Genomic DNA, 22833 nt, shown 5'->3' with positions numbered 1-22833 from the left:
CACATGACCGATCTGTCCCAGCTGCTCCAGCAGAGCAGCGCGCATGCATGGCTGTTCATCCCCAGCGCGATCCTGCTCGGCGCGCTGCATGGCCTCGAGCCCGGCCACTCCAAGACGATGATGGCGGCCTTCATCGTCGCGATCGGCGGCACTGTGGTGCAGGCGGTGCTGCTCGGCCTGTCGGCCACGATCTCGCACACCGCCATCGTCTGGATCATCGCGCTGGCGGGTCTGCATTTCGGCCAGCAATGGTCCGGCGAACGCAGCGAAGCCTGGCTGCAACTGGCCTCGGCGGCGATCATCATTTCGATCGCAGCCTGGATGGCCTGGCGCACCTGGCGCGAGCAGAATTCCGAACACGACCATCACCATGATCACGATCATGACCATGACCATGATCACCACCATCACGACGAAACGCGCCAATTGACCCTGGCCGGGCAACCGCTGTCACTCGAAGTCTTCGAGGACGGCGTGCCGCCGCGCTGGCGGCTGCGCAGCGAGGCCGGGGCGCTGCCGGCAGCCGGCGAAGTTGACGTCGTGACGATCCGTCCCGACGGCAGCGAGCAGCAGTTCCGCTTCGCCGCGCGGGACGGCTATCTGGAAAGCATCGACGAAATTCCGGAGCCGCATGCCTTCAAGGCGCGCGTGTCGGTGCGGGCGGACATTGCGGAAGTCCTGTTCGAGGAGCATGACCACGCGCATATGGATCTCGGCGACGCGGACGATGCGCATGCGCGCGCGCACGCTGCCGACATCCGCAAGCGCTTTGCCGGGCGGACCGTCACGACGTGGCAGATCATTCTGTTCGGCCTAACCGGCGGGCTCATTCCGTGTCCGGCGGCGATCACCGTGCTGCTGCTCTGCTTGCAGCTCAAGCAGTTCAGCCTCGGCTTCGTGCTGGTGCTCTGCTTCGGTATCGGGCTTGCGATCACCATGGTCTCGGTCGGCGTCGCGGCCGCGCTCAGTCTGCGTCATGTCGAGCGTCATTGGGGCGGCTTTAGCCGCTTCGCCCAACGCGCCCCCTACGTGTCGGCTGCGCTGATCGTGCTGGTTGGCCTCTACACGGGCTGGCTGGGGTTGCACGGGATCACGGCCTGATCCCGGATCATGATATGATCCCACTTCCATCTTGAAACCTGCGCGAGGTGGTCTAGAGTTCCTGCCAAGGGGACAAGGCAGACTCCCCGTGAGACCTCGGTCCAAGCTCTGCGCGACACTCAACCGTCGTGGAGCTTTCATATGGACACCGAACCACACACATCCCGTCGTTCCAAAATCGCCATCCTCTGGCGTGGCGACGCCGCGTCGCGCCGGGAGGCGACCCCACAAAACAGCCGTTTCGTTCGCGTCTTCGAAGCGCTCGCGGCTTCCGGCATCGACGCTTTTCCCGTCGTCTATGATGAGGCCGTCGCCGATCTCGTCCGCGACCAATTGCTGACCGCGGACGGCGTTCTCGTCTGGGTCGATCCGATCCATCAGGGCAAGACCCGTGCGGCGCTCGATCCGTTGCTGCGCGAGGTTGCGATGAAACGTCCGTGGGTCAGCGCACATCCCGAAATCATCCTCAAGATGGGCGTCAAGGACGTGCTCTATCGAACGCGTCATCTGGGCTGGGGCGCCGATACGCATCGATACGCCACCGCGGACGCCTTCCGCGCCGAATTCCCGTCGCGCCTTCGCGCGGCCGGGCCGCGCGTGCTCAAGCAGAACCGCGGCAATGGCGGGCAGGGCATCTGGAAGGTGGAAGCCTTGAAGGTGGAAGGCTTGCCGAATGCGGACGCGACCGTTCGCGTGCTTCACGCGCTGCGCGGCAGCCGGCCCGAGGAGCTGCCGCTGGACGCTTTCATGGCGCGCTGCGAGCCGTATTTCGGTTGGGGCGGCTGCATCATCGATCAGGCATTCCAGCCGCGGCTGCCCGAGGGCATGATCCGTTGCTATGTCAGCGGATCGAAGGTCGCGGGCTTCGGACACCAGCTGATCAAGGCCTTGATCCCGCCGCCGCAAGGTCCAGATTCACCGGAAGCCCAGCCCGGACCGCGCATCATGCACGGTCCTGATGCTGCACAATTCCAGACGCTGCGGCGGCTGATGGAAGACGAATGGATTCCGGGGTTGATGGCGGCGCTGGCGATCGATGAAGCGTCGCTGCCGGTGATCTGGGATGCGGACTTCCTCTATGGTCCGCGCGATGCCGATGGCGCCGACACCTACGTGCTCTGCGAGATCAACGCGAGTTCGTGCTTTGCGATTCCCGACGAGGCGCCGGCGGCGATCGCGCGGACGGTCGGCGAGCGCGTTCGTCGGAGACTGGAGAGCGATGCTGGCCGGTAGGGCAGATATCGCGCAACTCTATCCATCGTCATTCCGGGGCGTGCACGGGACCCCTGGCGATCGGCACCCGGCTTTCCCTGCGCCCTCTGCGAGAGAGAGGGTGGAACGAAGAGCAAAGCTCGGACAGATCATGTCGCGAGAATGCGAAGCTGCGTCCTCACCCACAACTGTCATCGCCCGGCTCGACCGGGCGATCCAGCACGCCGCGGCCTTTCTGCTCAAGCACTGGTGCCTCTGGAATACTGGATCACCCGCATGCGCGGGTGATGACACTGAGAGCCTGGTTGTTTGACAACCGAATCCGAAACAATCCGTCGTCCCGGGCAAGCGCAGCGCGACCCGGGACCCATAACCACCGATGGTCATCGTTGCACAACGCTGGAGCCACAGCTCGCTTCAACGACAATGCCCTGTGGTTATGGGTCCCTGCTTTCGCAGGGACGACGGTGGGGAGAGGATCGTGCACACGTTTGCGCCTCTGCCTATGCTTCGCAGCGCTTCCGTTCGCGCACTACTTTGCCCGCATCGCCTCGGGCGTATCCGGCTGCGCGGAGGGATGCGCCTTGGCGAACGCCGGAAGCGCCATCGCGGTGTCGTGGATGCGCTTCACAATCGGCCAGGGCGACAGGCTGATCTGCTGGTTGATCGCCGCGGTGACATGGCCAACCAGGCAGATATCGGCGAGGGTCGGCGCATCGCCGTGACAGAACTGACCGGTTGCCTTGTGGCCGGCGAGGTGGCCCTCGAGCGCCGCCAGCGTCTCGACCGTCCAGTGCCGCCGCCACGCGTTTTGCTGGCTGTCGCGCAGATCGAGCTCGCGGTCGAGATAGCGGCGCACCCGCGGCGTCAGCAGCGGATGGCCCTCGCAGGCGACGATCAGCGCAAGTCCGCGCACCCGGGCGCGGCCGAGCGCATCTGGTGGCAGCAGTGGCGGGCTCGGGCAGGTCTCGTCGAGATAGTCGATGATCGCGAGCGACTGGAACAGCACCGTGCCGTCGTCGGTCACCAGCGCCGGCAGCGCCATCTGCGGATTGATCTTGCGATAGGCATCGGCGCGATGCGCGTCCGCATCGATGTCGACGAACACGACCTCCGCCGGAACGCCCTTCAGATTGAGCGCAATCCGCACCCGAAAGCTCGCCAGCGATCGCCAGAAGGAGAAGAATTGCATGGGGCGAACTCCTCATGTCATGCCCGGGCTTGACCCGGGCATCCATCGATCTTCGCGAGAATCTTGAAGATGGATCGCCGGGTCAAGCCCGGCGATGACACGTGTCGGAGAGGCAATGATGCTCCACCCTCCCCTGGAGGGGGAGGGTCGTATCGCATCGCGCGGAGCGATGCGATACGGGGTGGGGTGACGGTCTCTCCGTTGAAGCGGTGCTCGAGTGGAGGGATCACCCCACCCCGGTGCGCATTCCGCTTCGCTCCATGTGCACCGACCCTCCCCCTCCAGGGGAGGGTGGAAGAGCTACCCCGCGCCCACCTTCTTCTTCCGCCAGGCAAGGTGCACCGCGCAGGTGCAGCCCTGCGGATGCGAGGCCAGTTCCTCGTCGTTGGCGGGTGTCGCGGCGGGCGCGATTGCCTGGCCCTTCGCGCCGTCCTGCGAGGGGATGTAGTTCAGCACCGGCGCCAGCCAGCGCTCGACCTCGGCGACCGTCATGGCCTTGCGCGCGGCATAGTCCTCGACCTGGTCGCGCTCGATCTTGCCGACGCCGAAATAGAAGCTTTCGGGATGCGAGAAATACAGGCCCGAAACCGACGAGCCCGGCCACATCGCGTAGCTCTCGGTCAGCTTCACGCCGGACGTGTTCTCGGCATCGAGCAGCGCGAACAGCGTCCGCTTCTCGGTGTGGTCGGGCTGCGCCGGATAGCCGGGCGCGGGGCGGATGCCGTCATACTTCTCGAGGATCAATTCGTCCGGCGACGAGGCCTCGTCGGGCGCATAGCCCCAGAACTCCTTGCGCACGCGCTGGTGCATGCGCTCGGCAAAGGCTTCCGCCAGACGATCGGCCAGCGCCTTGCACAGGATCGAGGAGTAGTCGTCATTGGCGTTCTTGAAGCGGTCGGCGACCGCATCCTCGCCGATCCCGGCGGTGACGACGAAGCCGCCGATATAGTCGGGCACGCCGGTTTCCTTTGGCGCGACGAAGTCGGACAGCGCGGCGTTGAAGCGGCCCTCGCGCTTCTCGAGCTGCTGGCGCAGCGTATGGAAGGTCGCGATCTTCTTGGCGCGGCTCTCGTCGGCATAGACCTCGATGTCGTCGCCGACGGCATTTGCCGGCCAGAAGCCGATGGTGGCCCGCGCAGTGAACCACTTCTCCTGGATGATCGTGTCGAGCATCTTGCGCGCGTCGGCATAGAGCGAGCGCGCGACCTCGCCGACCTTGGGGTCGTCGAGGATCGCGGGGAAGCGGCCGGTCAGCTCCCAGGTCTGGAAGAACGGCGTCCAGTCGATGTAATCGGCCAGCTCGGCGAGATCGTAGGCGTCGAAGCTCTTCAGCCCGAAGAAGGCGGGCTTCTTCGGCGGCATTGCTGCAAAGTCGATAGCGACCTTGTTGGCGCGGGCGTCGCCCAGCTTCAGCCGCTTCTTGTCGGCCTGGGCGCGGAAATGCGCCGTCGAGATCTTTGCGTATTCGGCGCGCACCTCGGCGGCATAGGCCTGCTTCTTCTCGGCCGACAGCAGCGAGGAGGCGACGCCGACGGCGCGGCTCGCATCATTGACATGCACGACCGGGCCGCCCGGATAGTTCGGGTCGATCTTCACAGCGGTATGCACGCGGCTCGTGGTGGCGCCGCCGATCAGCAGCGGCAGGTTCATGCCCTGCCGTTGCAGCTCGCCGGCGAGGAAGCTCATCTCGTCGAGCGAGGGCGTGATCAGGCCGGACAGGCCGATGATGTCGGCGCCCTCGGCCTTCGCGGTCTCGATGATCTTGTTGGCAGGCACCATGACGCCGAGGTCGATGACCTCGAAATTGTTGCACTGGAGCACGATGCCGACGATGTTCTTGCCGATGTCGTGGACATCGCCCTTCACCGTCGCGAGCACGATCTTGCCCGCGGCGTTGCGGCCATCGCTGGCGACGCCGTTGGCGCGGTTGCGTGCCTTCTCCTCCTCCATGAACGGCATCAGATAGGCGACCGCCTGCTTCATCACGCGGGCCGACTTCACGACCTGCGGCAGGAACATCTTGCCGTCGCCGAAGAGGTCGCCGACCACATTCATGCCGGCCATCAGCGGCCCCTCGATGACGTCGAGCGGACGGGACGTGTTCTGGCGGGCGGCCTCGGTGTCGGCCTCGATGAACTCGGTGATGCCGTGCACCAGCGCGTGCGACAGCCGCTTCTCGACCGGCCATTCGCGCCAGGCGAGATCCTGCTCCTTGGTCTGCTTCTCCTTGCCGCGGAATTTCTCGGCAAGCGCCAGCAGCCGCTCGGAGGCGCCCGGGTCGCGATTGAGGATCACATCCTCGCAGGTCTGGCGCAGCTCGGGGTCGATGTCGTCGTAGACGATCATCTGCCCGGCGTTGACGATGCCCATGTCCATGCCGGCATGGATGGCGTGATACAGGAACACCGAGTGCATCGCCTCGCGCACCGGCTCGTTGCCGCGGAACGAGAACGACAGGTTGGAGACGCCGCCGGAGATGTGCGCGCCGGGCAGGTTCTGGCGGATCCAGCGCGTCGCCTCGATAAAGTCGACGCCGTAATTGTTGTGCTCCTCGAGGCCGGTCGCGATCGCGAAGATATTCGGATCGAAGATGATGTCCTCGGGCGGGAAGTCGAGCCGATTGACCAGAAGGTCGTAGGCACGCTTGCAGATCTCGGTCTTGCGCGCGAACGTGTCGGCTTGCCCGGTCTCGTCGAACGCCATCACCACCACGGCGGCGCCGTGACGCTTGGCGACGGTTGCCTCGTGCAGGAACTTGTCCTCGCCTTCCTTCATCGAGATCGAGTTCACGATCGGCTTGCCCTGGATGCATTTCAGGCCGGCCTCGATCACGTGGAATTTCGAGGAGTCGACCATCACGGGCACCCGCGCGATGTCGGGCTCGGCAGCGACGAGGTTGAGGAACGTCGCCATAGCCGCTTCGGAATCGAGCAGGCCCTCGTCCATGTTGACGTCGATGACCTGGGCGCCGTTCTCGACCTGGTCGCGCGCGACCTGAAGCGCGGCGGTGTAGTCGCCCGCGGTGATCAGCTTGCGGAAGCGCGCCGAACCCGTGACGTTGGTGCGCTCGCCGACGTTCACGAACGGGATCGCGTCGGTCAGCGTGAACGGCTCGAGGCCGGAGAGCTTGAGCCGCGGTTCGATCTCGGGCACGACGCGCGGCTTGTGCGGGGCGACGGCCCTGGCGATCGCGGCGATATGGTCGGGCGTGGTGCCGCAGCAGCCGCCGACGATGTTGACGAGGCCGGCGGCGGCGAACTCGCCGATCAGCCGCGCCATGTAGTCCGGCGTCTCGTCATACTGCCCGAACTCGTTGGGCAGGCCCGCATTCGGATAAGCGCAGACCAGCGTGTCGGCAACGCGGCCGATATCGGCGATGTGCGCGCGCAGATCCTCGGCGCCGAGCGCGCAGTTGAAGCCGATCGTGATCGGCTTGGCGTGCCGCACCGAATGCCAGAACGCCTCCGGCAGCTGCCCCGAGAGCAGCCGGCCGGACTTGTCGGTAATGGTGCCGGAAATCATCACGGGCACGTCGATGCCGCGCTCCTCGATGAGCTCGGCGATCGCATACAGCGCCGCCTTGGCGTTCAGCGTGTCGAAGATGGTCTCGACCAGCAGCAGGTCGGCGCCGCCATCGAGCAGGCCCTTGGCCTGTTCGCCATAGGCCTTGCGTAGATCGTCGAAGGTCACCGCGCGATAGCCGGGATTGGAGACGTCGGGCGAGATCGAGGCGGTGCGGTTGGTCGGGCCGAGCGCGCCGGCGACGAAGCGCGGCTTGCCGTCCTCGGCGCTCACCCGCTCCGCGGCCGCGCGCGCGAGCCGCGCGCCCTGCAGGTTCAGCTCGTAGGCGAGGTCCGACATGTCGTAGTCGGCCTGCGCGATCGAGGTGGAGGAGAAGGTGTTGGTCGCGACGATGTCGGCACCGGCACGCAGGTAGGCGGCGTGGATGTCCGTGATCGCCTCAGCCTGGGTCAGGATCAGGAGATCGTTGTTGCCCTTGATGTCGCGGTGGAAGTCCTTGAAGCGTTCGCCGCGGAAGGCGGCTTCGTCGAACTGCAGGCCCTGGATCATCGTGCCCATGGCGCCGTCGAGCACCAGGATGCGCTCGCGGGCAGCCGCGAGCAAAGCGTTACGCTTGGGAGAAACCGGTACGGACATGATTCAGGCAGCTTTCTGGGCACCGGTCGGCCGGATGCCGAGCAGGTGGCTGATCGCGAACACGAGGTCCGCGCGGTTCATGGTGTAGAAGTGGAAGGTGTCGACGCCGTGCTTGAACAGCTTCTGCACCTGGCCGGCGGCGACGGTGGCGGCGACCAGCTTGCGGGTCTCGGCGTCATTATCGAGGCCCTCGAACTTCTCGGCGAGCCAGTCCGGCACGCTGGTGCCGGCGCGGGTGACGAAATTGCGGGCCTGCTTGAAATTGTGCATCGGCATGATGCCGGGCACGATCGGAATCTCGATGCCGCGTGCGCGCACCCTGTCGACGTAGCGATGATAGAGGTCGTTGTCGAAGAACACCTGGGTGATCGCGCGCGTCGCGCCGGCGTCGACCTTGGCCTTCAGCGTGTCGATGTCGGCGTCGAAATCGGTGGCTTCCGGGTGCTTCTCCGGATAGGCGGATACCGAGATCTCGATGTCGGCGTGGCGCCTCTTGATGGCGGCGACCAGCTCGGCGGAGCTCTGGTAGCCGTCGGGATGGGTGAAGTATGGCGTGCCGATGCCGCCGGGCGGATCGCCGCGCAGCGCCACGATGTGGCGGACACCGACCTCGTGATAGCGGTCCACGATCTCGTCGATCTCGCCGCGCGAGGCGCTGACGCAGGTCAGATGCGCCGCCGGCAGCAGATCGGTCTCGCGGAGGATGCGGCTGATGGTGGAATGGGTGCGCTCGCGGGTCGAACCGCCGGCGCCATAGGTGACCGAGACGAAGTTCGGCGTCAGCGGCGCCAGGCGATTGATGGTCTCCCAGAGACTGCGCTCCATCTCCTCGGTCTTCGGCGGGAAGAACTCGAAGGAGATTTTCGGCGTTTTCGGCGCGCGCTGCCCGTTCGGCAGGGAGGAAATGGTCTCGGTCATGATACGCAAGGGCTCCGCAACTGGAGGGCAGACGTCCGGCCTGGATATGGAGGCCCTAAGATAGGCGAAACCGGTGGGCCGAAACAGCCCATCGTATATGGGAAATTGCCCATGGGCGACGAGGATGCGCTCAAAATGAGCGATCGGGAACGAGTGGTGGGCTGGGCCTTCAATTGACGGGGAATGGAATTAAAATATTGAATTATATGTATAAAAATGTGATTCCGGAATCGGCTGGATGCTCGAATCGGCCGTGGGCAGGACCGCATGTCAACGAATCTTCGTATTTCGTCCCAAGAGCCGCGGTGACCGGCGCCGACTTTCCGGTGCGGGACTGGTCTGCGCGGCCGGCGTCTTTGTCGCCTCGTGGCGCCACATTAGGTTGTCGGCCATGATCCCGCTCTCCGTCCTCGACCTGTCCGTCGTCACCACAGGCACCAAGCCCGCCGCTGCGCTCCGCAACAGCATCGACCTGGCGCGCTATGTCGATGGTCTCGGCTACGTCAGATACTGGCTCGCCGAGCACCACAACCTCGCCTCGGTCGCGAGCCCGGCCCCCGATTTGATGATCGGGCAGATCGCGGCAGTGACGCAGCATATCCGCGTCGGCTCCGGCGGCGTGATGTTGCCCAACCATGCGCCGCTCGTGGTCGCCGAGCGTTTCAAGATGCTGGAGGCGCTGTTTCCCGGACGCATCGATCTTGGCCTCGGCCGCGCGCCCGGCACCGATGGCGCGACCGCCTACGCGCTGCGCAGCCGGCTCGACCGCCGCGAGGGCGACGATTTCCTCGAGCGGCTGCATGAGCTGACCTTGTGGGAGACGCGCGATTTCCCGGCCGGCCATCCCTACAACAATGTGGTGGCGATGCCGGACGATTCGCCGCTACCGCCGATCTGGCTGCTCGGCTCGAGCGATTATTCCGCCGAGCTCGCCGCGCAGGTCGGGATGGGCTTTGCGTTCGCGCATCATTTTGCCACTCACGACGCAATTGCGGCGATGACGAATTATCGCGCGCATTTCAAGCCGTCGGGCTGGCGTGCGGCGCCGCAGTCGATCCTGGCGGTCGCGGCCGTTGCGGCGGAGACCGACGCGGCAGCCGAGCGGCTTGCGATGTCGATGGACCTCAACCGGTTGCGTCGCGATCGCGGCCAGTATCTGCCGCTGCCGAGCGTCGAGGAGGCAGAGGCCTATCCCTACACCGACGCCGAGCGGGCCTCGATCGCGCGCAACCGCGCACGCTTCTTCGTCGGCAGCCCCGCAACCGTGATGACGAAGCTGGAGCCGCTGATCGCGGCGAGCCAGGCTGACGAGCTGATGGTGATCACCGCGGTCTACGACCACGCGGCGCGGAAGAAGTCGTACAGCCTGCTTGCCGAGGCGTTCGGGCTTGGCGAGAAGGAAGCCGCAATATGATCGTCGTCCCGGCTTTCGCCGGGACGACACGTGGAGAGAATTGCGCTGGCGCAGCCTATTCCTGCGTTTCGCTGAAGGTCGCGCGGAACGGATGGCCGGGATAGACGCCGACGATGCGGAATTCGCGCGAGAAGAATTTCAATTCCTCCAGCGCGAAGGCGAGTCCACGGTCGTCAGGATGACCGTCGACATCGGCATAGAATTGCGTGGCGAAGAAATTGCCGTCGACCATGTAGCTTTCGAGCTTGGTCATGTTGACGCCGTTGGTCGCGAAGCCGCCGAGTGCCTTGTAGAGCGCGGCGGGCAAATTGCGCACCCGGAAAACAAAACTGGTGACCAGCGGCCCGGAGCCCTGCGCAGCCCATTTGGCCTCGCGCGCCAGCACCACGAAGCGGGTGGTGTTGTGGGCCTCGTCCTCGATGTCCTCGGCGAGAATGTCGAGGCCATAGATATCGGCGGCGAGGCGCGAGGCGATCGCCGCCACGCTCTTGTCGCCGCGCTCGGAAATATCGCGGGCGCTGCCGGCGGTGTCGCCGGCGACGATCGACCGGATGCCGAGCTTGCGGATGATGCGTCGGCACTGGCCGAGCGCATGGACGTGGCTCTCCACGCTCTTGATGTCGGCGAGCTTGGTGCCCTTGACCGCCATCAGCTGGTGGCGGATCGGCAAGAACCATTCGCCGACGATGAACAGGCCCGAGGCGGGCAGCAAATGATGGATGTCGGCGACGCGGCCGGCGACCGAATTCTCGATCGGGATCATGCCGAGATCGGCCTCGCCCGAGGAAATCGCGGCCAGCGCATCCTCGAAGGTCGGGCAAGGCATCGGCTCGGCGTCGGGATAGGCCTCGGCGATCGCGATATGGGAATTGGCACCAGGCTCACCCTGGAACGCGATTTTCAGCTTCTTGGTCATGCGTGGCCTTTTAGAGCATGATCCGGAAAAGTGGAAACCGGTTTTCCGAAAAGATCATGCTCAACAAAGAGATGCGGCTTAGGCTTTTGCCAGTATCCGCCGGGCGGTTTCGAGGTCGGCCGGGGTGTCGACGCCGCGGGGGACGGTGTCGACGATGGTGATGTCGATCCGCATCCCGGCCTCCAGCGCCCGTAGCTGCTCGAGCTTCTCCTGCTGCTCCAGCGGCGAGGGCGGCAGTCGCACGAACCGCTCCAGCGCGGCCCGGCGGTAGGCATAGAGGCCGATATGGTGGTAGCGCGGTCCGTCGCCGTAGGGCGCGGTGGCGCGGGTGAAATACAGCGCGCGCAGACGATTTGCCCCGATCGGAGAGCCCACGGCCTTGACGACGCTGGGGGCCTGATCTTCCTCCGCGCTATGGATGCGCGAGGCCAGCGTCGAGATGTCGACGGTGGGGTCGGCGAGCGGCGGCATCACGCTGCGGATCGTTTCAGGCGTGATGGTCGGGAAATCGCCCTGCAGATTGACCACGATCTCGGCGGCGCCGTCCGGGTCGAGGATCGTCATCGCTTCATGGATCCGGTCCGAGCCGGAGGGGTGGTCCGGGCGGGTCATCACCACCTCGCCGCCGGCAGCCTTCACCGCGGCTGCGATCTCGGCTGCGTCGGTTGCGACCGCAACCCGGCCGATCCCGGCCGCCTCGGCCCGCCGCAGCACATGGACGATCATCGGCGCGCCCGCGATATCGAGCAGCGGTTTGCCGGGGAGGCGCGTGGCGGCCATGCGGGCCGGAATCAGCACCAAGGTACGGGGTTGGGTCATTCGTGTCGGGGCCCGTCCGGCCCGCGGAAATTGGCGGTGAGGAGGTTGAATTCGGCGCGTTTATACGGGTTGCCAGAGCGCGGGCAAACCGATATCTCAACCCTGCTTGGGGCGGTGCGATAAGGCCGATTCCCAGGTCTTTCCCCGCGGCCGTATTCCCGGCCTGAAGTCGACATTCAAGGCCCGGAGCCTGACCGAAATGGACTCCTTCGAACTCAACAAAATCCTCGGTGCGGTTCTCGGCACCTGCATCGTCGTCCTGGTGATGAGCTTTGCCGCCAGCGCGAAATTCGCGCCGAAGCTGCCGGAGAAGCCGGGTTTTGAGATCGCGGTGAAGGAAGAGTCCCATGGCGGTGGCGGCGAGGCTGCCGCGGCGGCCTCCGAGCCGATCGAGAAGCTGTTGCAGACCGCTTCCGCCGAGAAGGGCGCAGCCGCCGCCAAGAAGTGCCAGGCCTGCCATACCTTCGAGAAGGGCGGCCCCAACCGCGTCGGTCCGAACCTGTTCGGTATCGTCGGCGAGAAGAAGGGCGAGGGCCGCGGCTTCAATTTCTCGGCCGCGATGAAGGGCAAGGGCGGCGACTGGTCGTTCGATGACCTCAACAAGTTCCTGACCAACCCGAAGGGCTTCGTCCCCGGCACCGCGATGGGCTTCGCCGGCGTGCCGAAGGACAGCGAGCGCGCCGACATCATCGCCTATCTGAATTCGAACTCGGAGCACCCGGCTTCGCTCCCGACCGCTTCGAAGTAGCGACTTGATCCTCACAAGCATGTGGATGAAACGGCCAGGCACTGCCTGGCCGTTTTCGCATGGGGAATCCGCTGTCGCGGGGTTGTTATCGGGACGTTTCGCCGCACCGATATTGTTCCCGGGCCAATATCATGAGGAAAAAGCAACGTAATTTGTCGAACCGTTGCCTTATATTGGGTCCCATGTAACCGGGGCCGCAAGCAGGAACACCGAATTTGGCGATCACCCGACGACACCTCCTTCAAGGCAGCGCACTGGCGGCACTCGCGCCGGCGCTCGGCTCCGGCCCCGGCACTGGCGCGGTCACACCGGCGCTCGCGGAAGACGCCGCGAATGGACTAAAATGGCGGCACGCCCTGTCCCTTTTCGGCAATGTCAAATACCCGGCCGACTTCAAGCGGTTCGACTATGTCAATCCGGATGCGCCCAAGGGCGGTGCCGTTCGCCAGATTGCGATCGGCACTTTTGATAATTTCAACGTGGTGGTTTCAGGCGTGAAGGGCGCGATCGCGGGTGCGGTCGCGCTGGTCTACGAACCCCTGATGATGCAGTCGCTCGACGAAGTTTCAACCCAGTACGGGGCGCTCGCAGAGTCTGCAACTTATCCCGACGATTTCTCGTACGTCATCTACCGTCTTCGCCCACAAGCCAAATGGCATGACGGCGCACCCGTCACCGCGGATGACGTGACCTTCTCGCTCGATGCGTTCAAGAAGCATCATCCGATGTATTCAGCCTACTACAGCCATGTGGCGCGGGCCGAGAAGATCGGTGATCGTGACGTGAAGTTCGTGTTCGACATGCCGGGCAACCGAGAGCTGCCGCAGATCGTGGGCGAACTGACGGTGCTGCCCAAACACTGGTGGGAAGGCACCGACAGCGAGGGGCGCAAGCGCGATGTTTCAGCGACGACGCTGGAGAAGCCGCTCGGGTCGGGAGCCTATCGCATCAAGGAGTTCGTCGCAGGGCGGACTGTCATTCTGGAGCGCGTCAAGGATCATTGGGCGCTCGATCTCCCGATCAACGTGGGGCGCAACAACTTCGACGAACTTCGCTACGAGTACTTCAGGGATCCGACGGTTGCGATCGAGGCATTCAAGGGCGATCAGATCGATTGGCGTTTGGAGAACAGTGCGAAGGCATGGGCGACCGCCTATAATTTTCCGGCGGTCACCGACAAGCGTGTGGTGTTGGAAGAGTTTCCGAACCGCAGTTCGGGCATCATGCAGGCCTTTGTTCCGAATCAGCGTCGTGCCAAATTCAGCGATCCGCGCGTTCGCCGCGCTCTGAATTTCGCGTTCGACTTTGAGGAGGTCAACAAACTGCTGTTCTTCGGCCAATACAAGCGAATCATCAGCTACTTTGATGGCGCCGAGGAATTGATGGCGACCGGGCTACCGCAGGGCAAGGAACTTGCCATCCTCGAATCCATGCGTGATCAGGTGCCGGCCGAAGTCTTCACAACGGTCTATACGAATCCGGTCGGCGGCAATCCCGAGGCCGTGCGCGAAAACCTCCGCGAAGCAGCGCGTCTGCTCAAGGAGGCCGGCTACGAAGTGCGGGAGCGGAAGCTCGTGGATTCCAAGAGTGGAGAGCCGTTCTCGATCGAATTGCTGAGTGAGGATCCGAATTTCGAGAGGATCATGCTCGCTTACAAGCCGCCGCTCGAGCGGCTTGGATTTTCGATCTCCGTACGCACGATCGATCCGATCCAATACGAGAATCGACTTCGCAATTGGGATTTCGACATCGTCGTCGGGTCCTGGGGTGAATCCCTGTCGCCCGGCAACGAGCAGCGTGAATACTGGGGATCGAAAGCTGCGGATACTGCCGGATCGCGCAATCTCGCCGGCATCAAGAGCCCGGCGATCGATAAATTGATCGAACGAGTGATTTTTGCGACGGATCGTGAAGATCTCGTCGCGGCAACAAAGGCGCTCGACCGCGTGTTATTGTGGAACCATTACGTCGTTCCGCAGTGGAATTATCCGAAGCTGCGTACAGCGCGTTGGGATCGCTTCGGCCGTCCGGCAGAGTTGCCCAGATATGGTCTCTCGGGATTCCCGGCGATCTGGTGGTACGACGTCGACAAGGCAGCCAAGCTCAAGCGTTCATAAGCTCAAGGATCCGCGCATGGCGCACTTCTCCCGTCGGCACGCACTCGGCCTCGGCATCGGTGCGTTGAGTGCTGCAAGCTTGCGTGCTGCACCGGCGGCGGCCGACAACGGAACCGAGATGCACGGCATGTCGGTGTTCGGCGACCTGAAATATCCCGCGGATTTCCAGATATTCGACTACGTCAATCCGAAAGCGCCGAAGGGCGGCGCCTTCTCCGTGATCCCGTGGGTGCGCGCCTACAACCAGTCCTACTACACCTTCAACTCGCTGAACGCCTATGTCCTGAAGGGCGAGGGTGCGCAGGGCATGGACATGACGTTCGCGGCGCTGATGTCGCGCGCCAATGACGAGCCCGACGCGATGTACGGCTTTGCCGCGAAGTCGGTGCAGATCTCGCCCGACAAGCTGACCTACCGCTTCACCATGCGCCCCGAAGCGCGCTTCCATGACGGCTCGAAGCTGACCGCGCAGGATGTCGCCTTCTCGCTCAACACGTTGAAGGAGAAGGGGCATCCGCTCATCCAGGTGCAACTCCGCGACTTCGTCAAGGCCGAGGCGTCCGATGACGCAACCGTGGTGGTGACCTTCGCGGCGGGTCGCGCGCGCGACGTGCCGCTCTATGTCGCGAGCTTGCCGATCTTCTCCAAGGCCTACTACGCGACGCGATCGTTCGAGGAATCGACGCTCGATGCGCCGCTCGGCTCGGGGCCGTACAAGGTCGGCCGGTTCGAGGTCAATCGCTACGTCGAATACGACCGCGTCAAGGACTGGTGGGGCGCCGATCTTCCGGTCAATCGCGGCAGCTACAATTTCGACACCGTGCGCTACGAATTCTATCGCGACCGTGACGTGGCATTCGAGGGCTTTACCTCGAAGAGCTATCTGTTCCGCGAGGAATTCACTGCGCGGGTCTGGGCGACACGCTACGATTTCCCTGCGGTGAAGGACGGTCGAGTCAAGCGCGAGACGCTGCCCGACGACACGCCGTCCGGTGCGCAGGGCTGGTTCATCAACATGCGCCGCGACAGGTTCAAGGATCCGCGCGTGCGCGAGGCGCTGATCTGCGCCTTCGATTTCGAGTGGACCAACAAGACCATCATGTACGATGCCTATGCGCGCACCGTCTCACCGTTCCAGAACTCGGACATGGTGGCGGAAGGGCCTCCCTCGCCGGAGGAGCTTGCGTTGCTCGAGCCGTTCCGCGGCCAGGTGCCCGACGAGGTGTTCGGCCTGCCGTTCGTGCCGCCGATGTCGGACGGCTCCGGTCAGGACCGCGCGCTGCTGCGCAAGGCGGTGCAGCTGCTCAACGAGGCCGGCTGTGTGGTCAAGGACGGCAAGCGCGTGCTGCCGAACGGCACGCCCATTACCATCGAATTCCTCAACGACGAGCCCTCGCTGCAACCGCATCACGGGCCTTACATCAAGAATCTCGGCACGCTCGGCATCGATGCGACATTCCGCCTGGTCGACGCGGTGCAGTACCGCGCCCGGGTGGAAGACTTCGATTTCGATATGACCATGCAGCGCTTCAGCTTCTCGGCGACGCCCGGCGACAGCATGCGGCCGTTCTTCTCCTCGCAGGCTGCGAAGACCAAGGGCTCCTACAATCTCGCAGGCATATCCAATCCCGCGATCGATGCGTTGATCGAGAAGATCATCGGCGCCAACAGCCGCCATGAGCTGACGGTCGCTTGCCGCGCCTTCGACCGCGTGTTTCGCGCCGGTCGCTACTGGGTGCCGCAATGGTACCGCAACACGCATCCGATCGCCTACTGGGACCAATTCGGCCATACCGAGAAGCTGGCAAAATACACCCAGGGCGTCGGTGCGCCGGAGAATTGGTGGTACGACGCGGCCAAGGCCGCGAAGCTCGAGCAGGCGAAGTAGATGAGCGCCTATATCGCCCGACGTATCTTCCTGATGCTGCCGACGCTGCTCGGCATCCTGTTCGTCTCCTTCGTGGTCGTGCAGTTTGCTCCCGGCGGTCCGGTCGAGCGTGTCATCGCGCAGATCAACGGCGCCGACACCGGCGGCACCTCGCGCGTCTCGGGTGGCGGTGGCGATTTCGGCGCGCAGCGCGGCCAGGGCGCGGCGGCGGGCGCGGCCATCAATTCGAAATACCGGGGCGCGCAGGGGCTCGATCCTGATTTCATCAAGAAGCTCGAGGTGCAGTTCGGCTTCGACAAGCCGGCGCCGGAGCGGTTCGCGCTGATGGTGTGGAATTTCGCGCGGTTCGACTTCGGCGAAAGCTATTTCCGCAGTGTCAGCGTGCTCCAGCTGATCAAGGAGAAGCTGCCGGTCTCGATGTCGCTCGGGATCTGGATGACGCTGCTGACTTATCTGATCTCGATCCCACTTGGCATCCGCAAGGCGGTGAAGGACGGCTCTCGGTTCGACACCTGGACCTCGGCCGTGATCATCATCGGCTTTGCGATCCCCGGCTTCCTGTTCGCGATCCTTCTGATCGTGCTGTTCGCCGGCGGCTCGTTCCTCAATATCTTCCCGTTGCGCGGCCTGACCTCGGACGGCTGGGCGCAATTCCCCTGGTACTGGAAGATCATCGATTATTTCTGGCACCTGACGCTGCCGCTGGTGTCGATGGCGCTCGGCGCCTTCGCGACGATGACCTTGCTCACCAAGAACTCGTTCCTCGACGAGATCCGCAAGCAATATGTGATGACCGCGCGCGCCAAGGGCTGCAGCGAGCGCCAGGTGCTGTACGGCCACATCTTCCGCAACGCCATGCTGATCGTGATCGCGGGCTTCCCGGGCGCGTTCATTCACGCCTTCTTCTCGGGCTCGCTGCTGATCGAAACGATCTTCTCGCTCGACGGGCTCGGCCTGCTCGGCTTCGAGAGCGTCCTGAACCGCGACTATCCGGTGGTGTTCGGAACGCTGTTCATCTTCTCGCTGGTCGGACTGGTGGTCAATCTGATCTCCGATCTTGCCTATATGTGGATCGATCCGCGGATCGACTTCGAGGCGCGGGAGGTCTGATGACGATGCTCGCGCCCCAGCCGGTCGAGACCACGACGCAATCGCCGATGGGCGAGGCGGTGCCCGCCACCCGCCACGCCTTCGCGCCGTCGCCGCTCAACCAGCGGCGCTGGCAGAACTTCAAGGCGAACCGCCGCGGCTACTGGTCGTTCTGGATATTCCTCGTGCTGTTCGTGCTGTCGCTGTTCGCCAATTTCATTGCCAACGACAAGCCGCTGGTCGTCAAATATGACGGCCGTCTCTACTGGCCGGTGGTGTTCACCTATGCCGAGACCACTTTCGGCGGCGACTTCGAGACCGCGGCCGACTATCGTGACCCCTATCTGCAGAAGCAGATCGCCGCCAAGGGCGGCAGCATGATCTGGCCGCCGATCCGCTATTCCTACGACAGCCGCAACCTCGACCCGCCGACCGCGGTGCCGTCAAAGCCGACCTGGCTCCTGACCGAAAAGCAGTGCGCGGATGTGGTGAAGCGGAAGGGGCTCACCGGCTGCCGCGACCTCGAATACAACTGGCTCGGCACCGACGATCAGGGCCGCGACGTCGTCGCGCGATTGATCTACGGCTTCCGCATCTCGGTCTTGTTCGGCCTGACGCTGACCATCCTGTCCTCGATCATCGGCGTTGCCGCCGGCGGCGTGCAGGGCTATTTCGGCGGCTGGATCGATCTCGGCTTCCAGCGATTCATCGAGATCTGGACCGCGATCCCCTCGCTCTATCTGCTGCTGATCATCTCGGCGGTGCTGCCGCCGGGCTTCTTCATCCTGCTCGGCATCCTCCTGCTGTTCTCATGGGTCTCGCTGGTCGGCCTGGTCCGGGCCGAATTCCTGCGCGGCCGCAACTTCGAATACATTCAGGCGGCGCGCGCGCTCGGCGTCTCCAACCGCGTGATCATGTTCCGCCATCTGCTGCCGAACGCGATGGTCGCGACCATGACGTTCCTGCCCTTCATCGTCTCGTCCTCGGTGATGACGTTGACGGCGCTGGATTTCCTCGGCTTCGGCCTGCCGCCCGGTTCACCCTCGCTCGGTGAATTGCTGTCGCAGGGCAAGGCCAATGTGCAGGCGCCGTGGCTTGGCCTCACCGGCTTCTTCTCGGTCGCGATCATGCTGTCGCTTCTGATCTTCATCGGCGAAGCCGCGCGCGACGCCTTCGATCCGCGCAAGACGTTCTCGAAGGGCTGACTCATGGACGCGACCAACCAGCCCCTGCTCGACGTCAGCGACCTCTCGGTCGCCTTCGGCCGTTCGCTTGCGGTCGATCGCGTTTCTTTCTCGATCAAGCGCGGCGAATGCACGGCGCTGGTCGGCGAGTCCGGCTCGGGAAAATCGGTCAGCGCGCTGTCGGTATTGAGGCTGCTGCCCTATCCGGCGGCGTCGCATCCCTCCGGGGCGATCCGTTTCAAGGGACGCGATCTCCTGGGATCGTCGGAACGCGAGATGCGCGGGATTCGTGGCAACGACATCTCGATCATCTTCCAGGAGCCGATGACCTCGCTCAATCCGCTCCACACCATCGAATCCCAGATCGGCGAGATCCTGTCGCTGCACAGCGGCATCAGCGGTGCGGCGGCGCGGGCGCGGACGCTGGAGTTGCTGGGCCAGGTCGGCATCCCCGAGCCGGAGACGCGGCTCAAGAGCTATCCGCATCAACTGTCTGGCGGCCAGCGCCAGCGCGTGATGATCGCGATGGCGCTTGCCAACGAGCCCGATCTCTTGATCGCGGACGAACCGACCACCGCCCTTGACGTCACCGTGCAGGCGCAGATCCTCGCCTTGCTGGCCGAGATCCGCGCCCGGCTCGGCATGAGCCTGTTGTTCATCACCCACGACCTCGGCATCGTCCGCCGGATCGCCGACACCGTCTGCGTGATGAACAACGGCAAGATCGTCGAGCAGGGCCCGGTCGAGCAGGTCTTCACCGCGCCGAAGCACGCCTATACGAAGGCGCTGCTGGCGGCCGAGCCGAAGCCCGATCCGGCGCCGCCGCAGCCGGACGCGCCGGTCGTGATGTCGGCGGACAATCTCAAGGTTTGGTTTCCGATCAAGCGCGGGCTGATGCGCTCGACCGTCGGCCACATCAAGGCGGTCGATGGCGTCAGCCTTGCGGTGCGCAAGGGCGAGACGCTCGGCGTCGTCGGCGAATCCGGCTCCGGCAAGACCACGCTCGGGCTCGCGCTGCTCCGGCTGATTTCGTCCGATGGTCCGATCGTGTTCCTCGGCAAGGACATCCAGGGCCTTCGCTTCAAGCAGATGCTGCCGTTCCGCCGCGACATGCAGATCGTGTTCCAGGACCCGTTCGGCTCGCTCAGCCCGCGCATGTCGGTCGCCGACATCATCGCCGAGGGGCTCGAGGTGCACCAGAAGCAGCTGTCGCGCGAGGAGCGCGAGGCGCGGGTGATCAAGGCTTTGAAAGATGTCGGGCTCGATCCCGACTGGCGGTTCCGCTATCCGCACGAATTCTCCGGCGGCCAGCGCCAGCGCATCTCGATCGCGCGCGCGGTCGTGCTGGAGCCGAACTTCGTCGTGCTGGACGAACCCACCAGTGCGCTCGACATGCTGCTCCAGGCCCAGATGGTCGATCTGTTGCGCGACCTGCAGCGCAAGCGCGACCTGACCTACATGTTCATCTCGCACGATCTGCGCGTGGTGGCCTCGCTCGCCAGCCATCTGATCGTGATGAAATCCGGCAAGGTCGAGGAGGAGGGGCCGGCCTCCGAGCTGTTCAAGAATCCGAAGAGCGACTACACCCGCGCGCTGTTCGCCGCCGCGTTCCGTATCGAAGCGGCCGGCGACGGGGCGGTGGCGACGTAACCCACTCACGTCGTCCCACGTCATCCTGAGGTGCGAGCGGAGCGAGCCTCGAAGGATGCGTGGCCCGAGTGGGGCCGTCGATCCTTCGAGACGCGCTTCGCGCTCCTCAGGATGACGGACGATGCCCGTCGCGCCAATCAAAGCCGCTTGATCGCCAGGACCTCGCTGCCGGCGGCCTTGATGCGCGCGATGGCGGCGTGTGTGTTCTCCACCACCGTTGCCATGTGATGCGCATTGGCGTGCACGATCGTCGTCGCATCGCGCACGATGGCGACATGGCCCTTCCAGAAGATCAGGTCGCCACGCTGCAGGTGCTTGGATTCCGCGGCCGTCAATTCGCGGCCGAGCCCGTCCTGCTGCATGTCGCTGTCGCGCGGGCAGCCGGTGCCGGCGGCGGTCAGCGCGATCTGCACCAGGCCGGAGCAATCGATGCCGAGGCTCGACTTGCCGCCCCAGAGATAGGGCGTGCCGACGAACTGCTCGGCGATTGCGACGAAATCCTGCGCCGTCGTGTCGAGAGGCGCGAGATGCTGGCGCGGCAGATGCCAGCCCTCGCGGGTCACCGCGAAGGGACCGTCCTCGCGGGTGATTGCGAGCCTGGTCCCCATCGCCAGCGCCTCGACCGGCGGCAGCTTGATCGACGGTCCCGGAAACGCCAGCGTGCGCAGCGCCGTCACCTTGTGCGTCGGTGCCGTGCCGGGCGCCGTCAGCGCGGCCTCGGCAATCCAGCCGACATAGCCGTCATCGGCAAGCTGGCCCCAGGCCCAGCCTTCGCCGTTGCGGTCGTACACCGTGACGCGTTCGCCCCTGAGTGCCTGCGTCATCTGTTCGGCATCGGCCGCCGGCGCCCGCCGCAGCGGCGCGATGGCATCGCCGACCTCGAGCGCCTCGCCGTCGACGAAGCGCGCCGCCTTTACCTTACCCTCGAGATATTTTGCCGCGACGTCCTCGCGGGCCGGCGTCAGTCTGGCATCATGCATAACGCTGGCTCAGCAGTTTGTAGATCGCGCGCGCGGCCTGGCACTCGCCGCCCTCGGGGCGGCCGGGCTTCGTCGACGGCGTCCAGCCGTAGATGTCGACATGCAGCCAGCTCCTGGCGTGCTCGACGAAGCGCTGCAGGAACAGCGCGCAGGTGATCGAGCCGGCGAAGCCGCCCGACGGCGCGTTGGTGATGTCGGCGGTCTTGGAGTCGAGCCAGGCATCGTAGGCCGGCCACAGCGGCATTCGCCACAACGGGTCGTTCTCGCTCCTTGCAAACGCTGCAATGTCGCCGGCGAGCGCCTCGTCGTTGGTGTAGAACGGCGGCAGATCCGGGCCGAGCGCCACGCGCGCCGCGCCGGTCAGCGTGCCGAGATCGACCAGCAGGTCCGGCGTCTCCTCGTCGGCCAGCGCCAGTGCGTCGGCGAGCACCAGCCGCCCCTCGGCATCGGTGTTGCCGATCTCGACGGTGATGCCCTTGCGCGACTTGAAGATGTCGAGCGGACGGAACGCATTGCCGGCAACCGCGTTCTCGACCGCCGGGATCAGCACGCGCAGCCGCACTTTCAGCTTCGCGTCCATCACCATCTGCGCCAGCGCCAGCACGTTAGCGGCGCCACCCATGTCCTTCTTCATGATCAGCATGCCGCTCGACGGCTTGAGGTCGAGCCCGCCGGTGTCGAAGCAGACGCCTTTGCCGACCAGCGTCACCTTCGGATGGGCCGGATCGCCCCAGCTCAGATCGATCAGCCGCGGCGCGCGGGTCGATGCCATGCCGACGGCGTGGATCAGCGGGAAGTTCTGCGCGAGCTCGTCGCCGTCGATGCAATTGAAGGCGGCGCCGAACCGCGTTGCGAGGTCGCGCGCCGCCTCGGCGAGCTCGGCCGGGCCCATGTCGTTGGACGGCGTGTTGATGAGGTCGCGCGCCAGCGCCGCGGCATCCGCCATCCGCGCGATCTCGGCCGTGTCGACGCCATCGGGCGGCACCAGGCGGACCTCGGGGGTCTTGTTCTTGCGATAGCGGCCGAAGCGGTAGCAGCCGAGCGCGAAAGCGAGCGCGGCGAGCCGCGTGTCATGCGGCGCATTGGCAAAGCGGTAGACGCCCGGCGGCAGCAGGCCGGGCAGGGCGCCGGCGCGGAACGGATCGCGCGCCTTGTGATCTGCATCCTCGAGGCCGAACAGCACCTGCGCGATGCCGCCATCGGCTGCCGGCAAAGCGAGGGCCTTGCCCGGCTTGGCCGCAAAGTCATTGGCCTCCGCGAACTGGCGCGCCGGCGCCGGCAACTCGCTGCGGATCGCATCCCATGTCGCCTTGCTGACGAAGGTGATCGGCGTGACGGCGGTCGTGGGGGCGGTCTCGAACACGGATGGCATGCGGCTCTCGGCTGTTCTGGCGTCGTTGCTGGTGACTAACACGCCTTTCGCGGTGGATGGTAGCGCGCCCACGGT

16 protein-coding genes are annotated in these 22833 nt (G+C 64.9%); 9 read left to right on the top strand and 7 right to left on the bottom strand.

What is annotated here, in order from left to right; all coding sequences use genetic code 11:
- Positions 1-3 precede the first annotated feature (3 nt).
- Both AAFG07_RS38730 and AAFG07_RS38725 read left to right on the top strand, forming a co-directional pair.
- Positions 4-1101, top strand: a complete 1098-nt coding sequence (locus AAFG07_RS38730) for a nickel/cobalt efflux transporter (RefSeq protein ID WP_342724845.1) — start codon at positions 4-6, stop codon at positions 1099-1101.
- A gap of 141 nt (positions 1102-1242) precedes the next feature.
- Complete coding sequence (locus AAFG07_RS38725) at positions 1243-2334, top strand: Cj0069 family protein (RefSeq protein WP_342724844.1); 1092 nt, start codon at positions 1243-1245, stop codon at positions 2332-2334.
- 511 nt (positions 2335-2845) lie between these two features.
- Here AAFG07_RS38725 and maiA read toward each other — a convergent pair.
- The 3 genes from maiA to metF all read right to left on the bottom strand — a co-directional run bounded on the left by maiA (position 2846) and on the right by metF (position 8581).
- Complete coding sequence (gene maiA / locus AAFG07_RS38720; protein ID WP_342724843.1) at positions 2846-3505, bottom strand: maleylacetoacetate isomerase; 660 nt, start codon at positions 3503-3505, stop codon at positions 2846-2848.
- Between the two features lie 300 nt (positions 3506-3805).
- A complete protein-coding gene (gene metH, locus AAFG07_RS38715) occupies positions 3806-7663 on the bottom strand; it encodes a methionine synthase (RefSeq protein WP_342724841.1) in 3858 nt (1285 codons plus the stop codon).
- Positions 7664-7666: 3 nt separating this feature from the next.
- Positions 7667-8581, bottom strand: coding sequence for a methylenetetrahydrofolate reductase [NAD(P)H] (metF, locus tag AAFG07_RS38710; protein ID WP_342724839.1), 915 nt, complete (start codon positions 8579-8581; stop codon positions 7667-7669).
- A 391-nt stretch (positions 8582-8972) separates the two neighbouring features.
- Between metF and AAFG07_RS38705 the strand changes: the two genes are divergently transcribed.
- Positions 8973-9995, top strand: a complete 1023-nt coding sequence (locus tag AAFG07_RS38705) for an LLM class flavin-dependent oxidoreductase (protein WP_342724838.1) — start codon at positions 8973-8975, stop codon at positions 9993-9995.
- Positions 9996-10050: 55 nt separating this feature from the next.
- Here AAFG07_RS38705 and AAFG07_RS38700 read toward each other — a convergent pair whose 3' ends face one another.
- Positions 10051-10911 (bottom strand): prephenate dehydratase, encoded by an 861-nt coding sequence (locus tag AAFG07_RS38700; protein ID WP_342724837.1) that lies wholly within the window; start codon positions 10909-10911, stop codon positions 10051-10053.
- Between the two features lie 78 nt (positions 10912-10989).
- On the bottom strand, positions 10990-11730 hold the full coding sequence (locus AAFG07_RS38695) for a 3-deoxy-manno-octulosonate cytidylyltransferase (RefSeq protein ID WP_342724836.1): 741 nt from the start codon (positions 11728-11730) through the stop codon (positions 10990-10992).
- A gap of 199 nt (positions 11731-11929) precedes the next feature.
- Here AAFG07_RS38695 and AAFG07_RS38690 point away from each other — a divergent pair, with 199 nt between their 5' ends.
- From AAFG07_RS38690 to AAFG07_RS38665, 6 genes are all read left to right on the top strand, one after another.
- Positions 11930-12478 carry a cytochrome c family protein gene (locus AAFG07_RS38690; RefSeq protein ID WP_342724835.1) on the top strand — a complete coding sequence of 183 codons (549 nt, stop codon included), beginning with the start codon at positions 11930-11932 and terminating at the stop codon, positions 12476-12478.
- Positions 12479-12693: 215 nt separating this feature from the next.
- Complete coding sequence (locus AAFG07_RS38685) at positions 12694-14595, top strand: extracellular solute-binding protein (RefSeq protein ID WP_342724834.1); 1902 nt, start codon at positions 12694-12696, stop codon at positions 14593-14595.
- 16 nt (positions 14596-14611) lie between these two features.
- Positions 14612-16483 (top strand): extracellular solute-binding protein, encoded by a 1872-nt coding sequence (locus AAFG07_RS38680; protein WP_342724833.1) that lies wholly within the window; start codon positions 14612-14614, stop codon positions 16481-16483.
- Entirely contained in the window at positions 16484-17593 is a 1110-nt protein-coding gene (locus AAFG07_RS38675) for a microcin C ABC transporter permease YejB (protein WP_342724832.1), read from the top strand.
- Positions 17593-18777 (top strand): ABC transporter permease, encoded by a 1185-nt coding sequence (locus AAFG07_RS38670; RefSeq protein ID WP_092119064.1) that lies wholly within the window; start codon positions 17593-17595, stop codon positions 18775-18777. The genes AAFG07_RS38675 and AAFG07_RS38670 overlap by 1 nt, the downstream gene beginning before the upstream one ends.
- Before the next feature lie 3 nt (positions 18778-18780).
- On the top strand, positions 18781-20406 hold the full coding sequence (locus AAFG07_RS38665; protein ID WP_342724831.1) for an ABC transporter ATP-binding protein: 1626 nt from the start codon (positions 18781-18783) through the stop codon (positions 20404-20406).
- Positions 20407-20543: 137 nt separating this feature from the next.
- Here AAFG07_RS38665 and AAFG07_RS38660 read toward each other — a convergent pair whose 3' ends face one another.
- Entirely contained in the window at positions 20544-21386 is an 843-nt protein-coding gene (locus tag AAFG07_RS38660; RefSeq protein ID WP_342724830.1) for an NlpC/P60 family protein, read from the bottom strand.
- The gene (locus AAFG07_RS38655; protein ID WP_342724829.1) at positions 21379-22758 is read right to left on the bottom strand and encodes a leucyl aminopeptidase family protein; all 1380 of its coding nucleotides are present in this window, start codon (positions 22756-22758) and stop codon (positions 21379-21381) included. Before AAFG07_RS38655 ends, AAFG07_RS38660 begins: the two co-directional genes overlap by 8 nt.
- Between the last annotated feature and the right edge of the window lie 75 nt (positions 22759-22833).

This window comes from Bradyrhizobium sp. B097 (assembly GCF_038957035.1).
Lineage (GTDB): Bacteria > Pseudomonadota > Alphaproteobacteria > Rhizobiales > Xanthobacteraceae > Bradyrhizobium.
The sequence above is the reverse complement of the archived record's forward strand: the minus strand, read 5'-3'. Positions and strand labels throughout refer to the sequence as shown.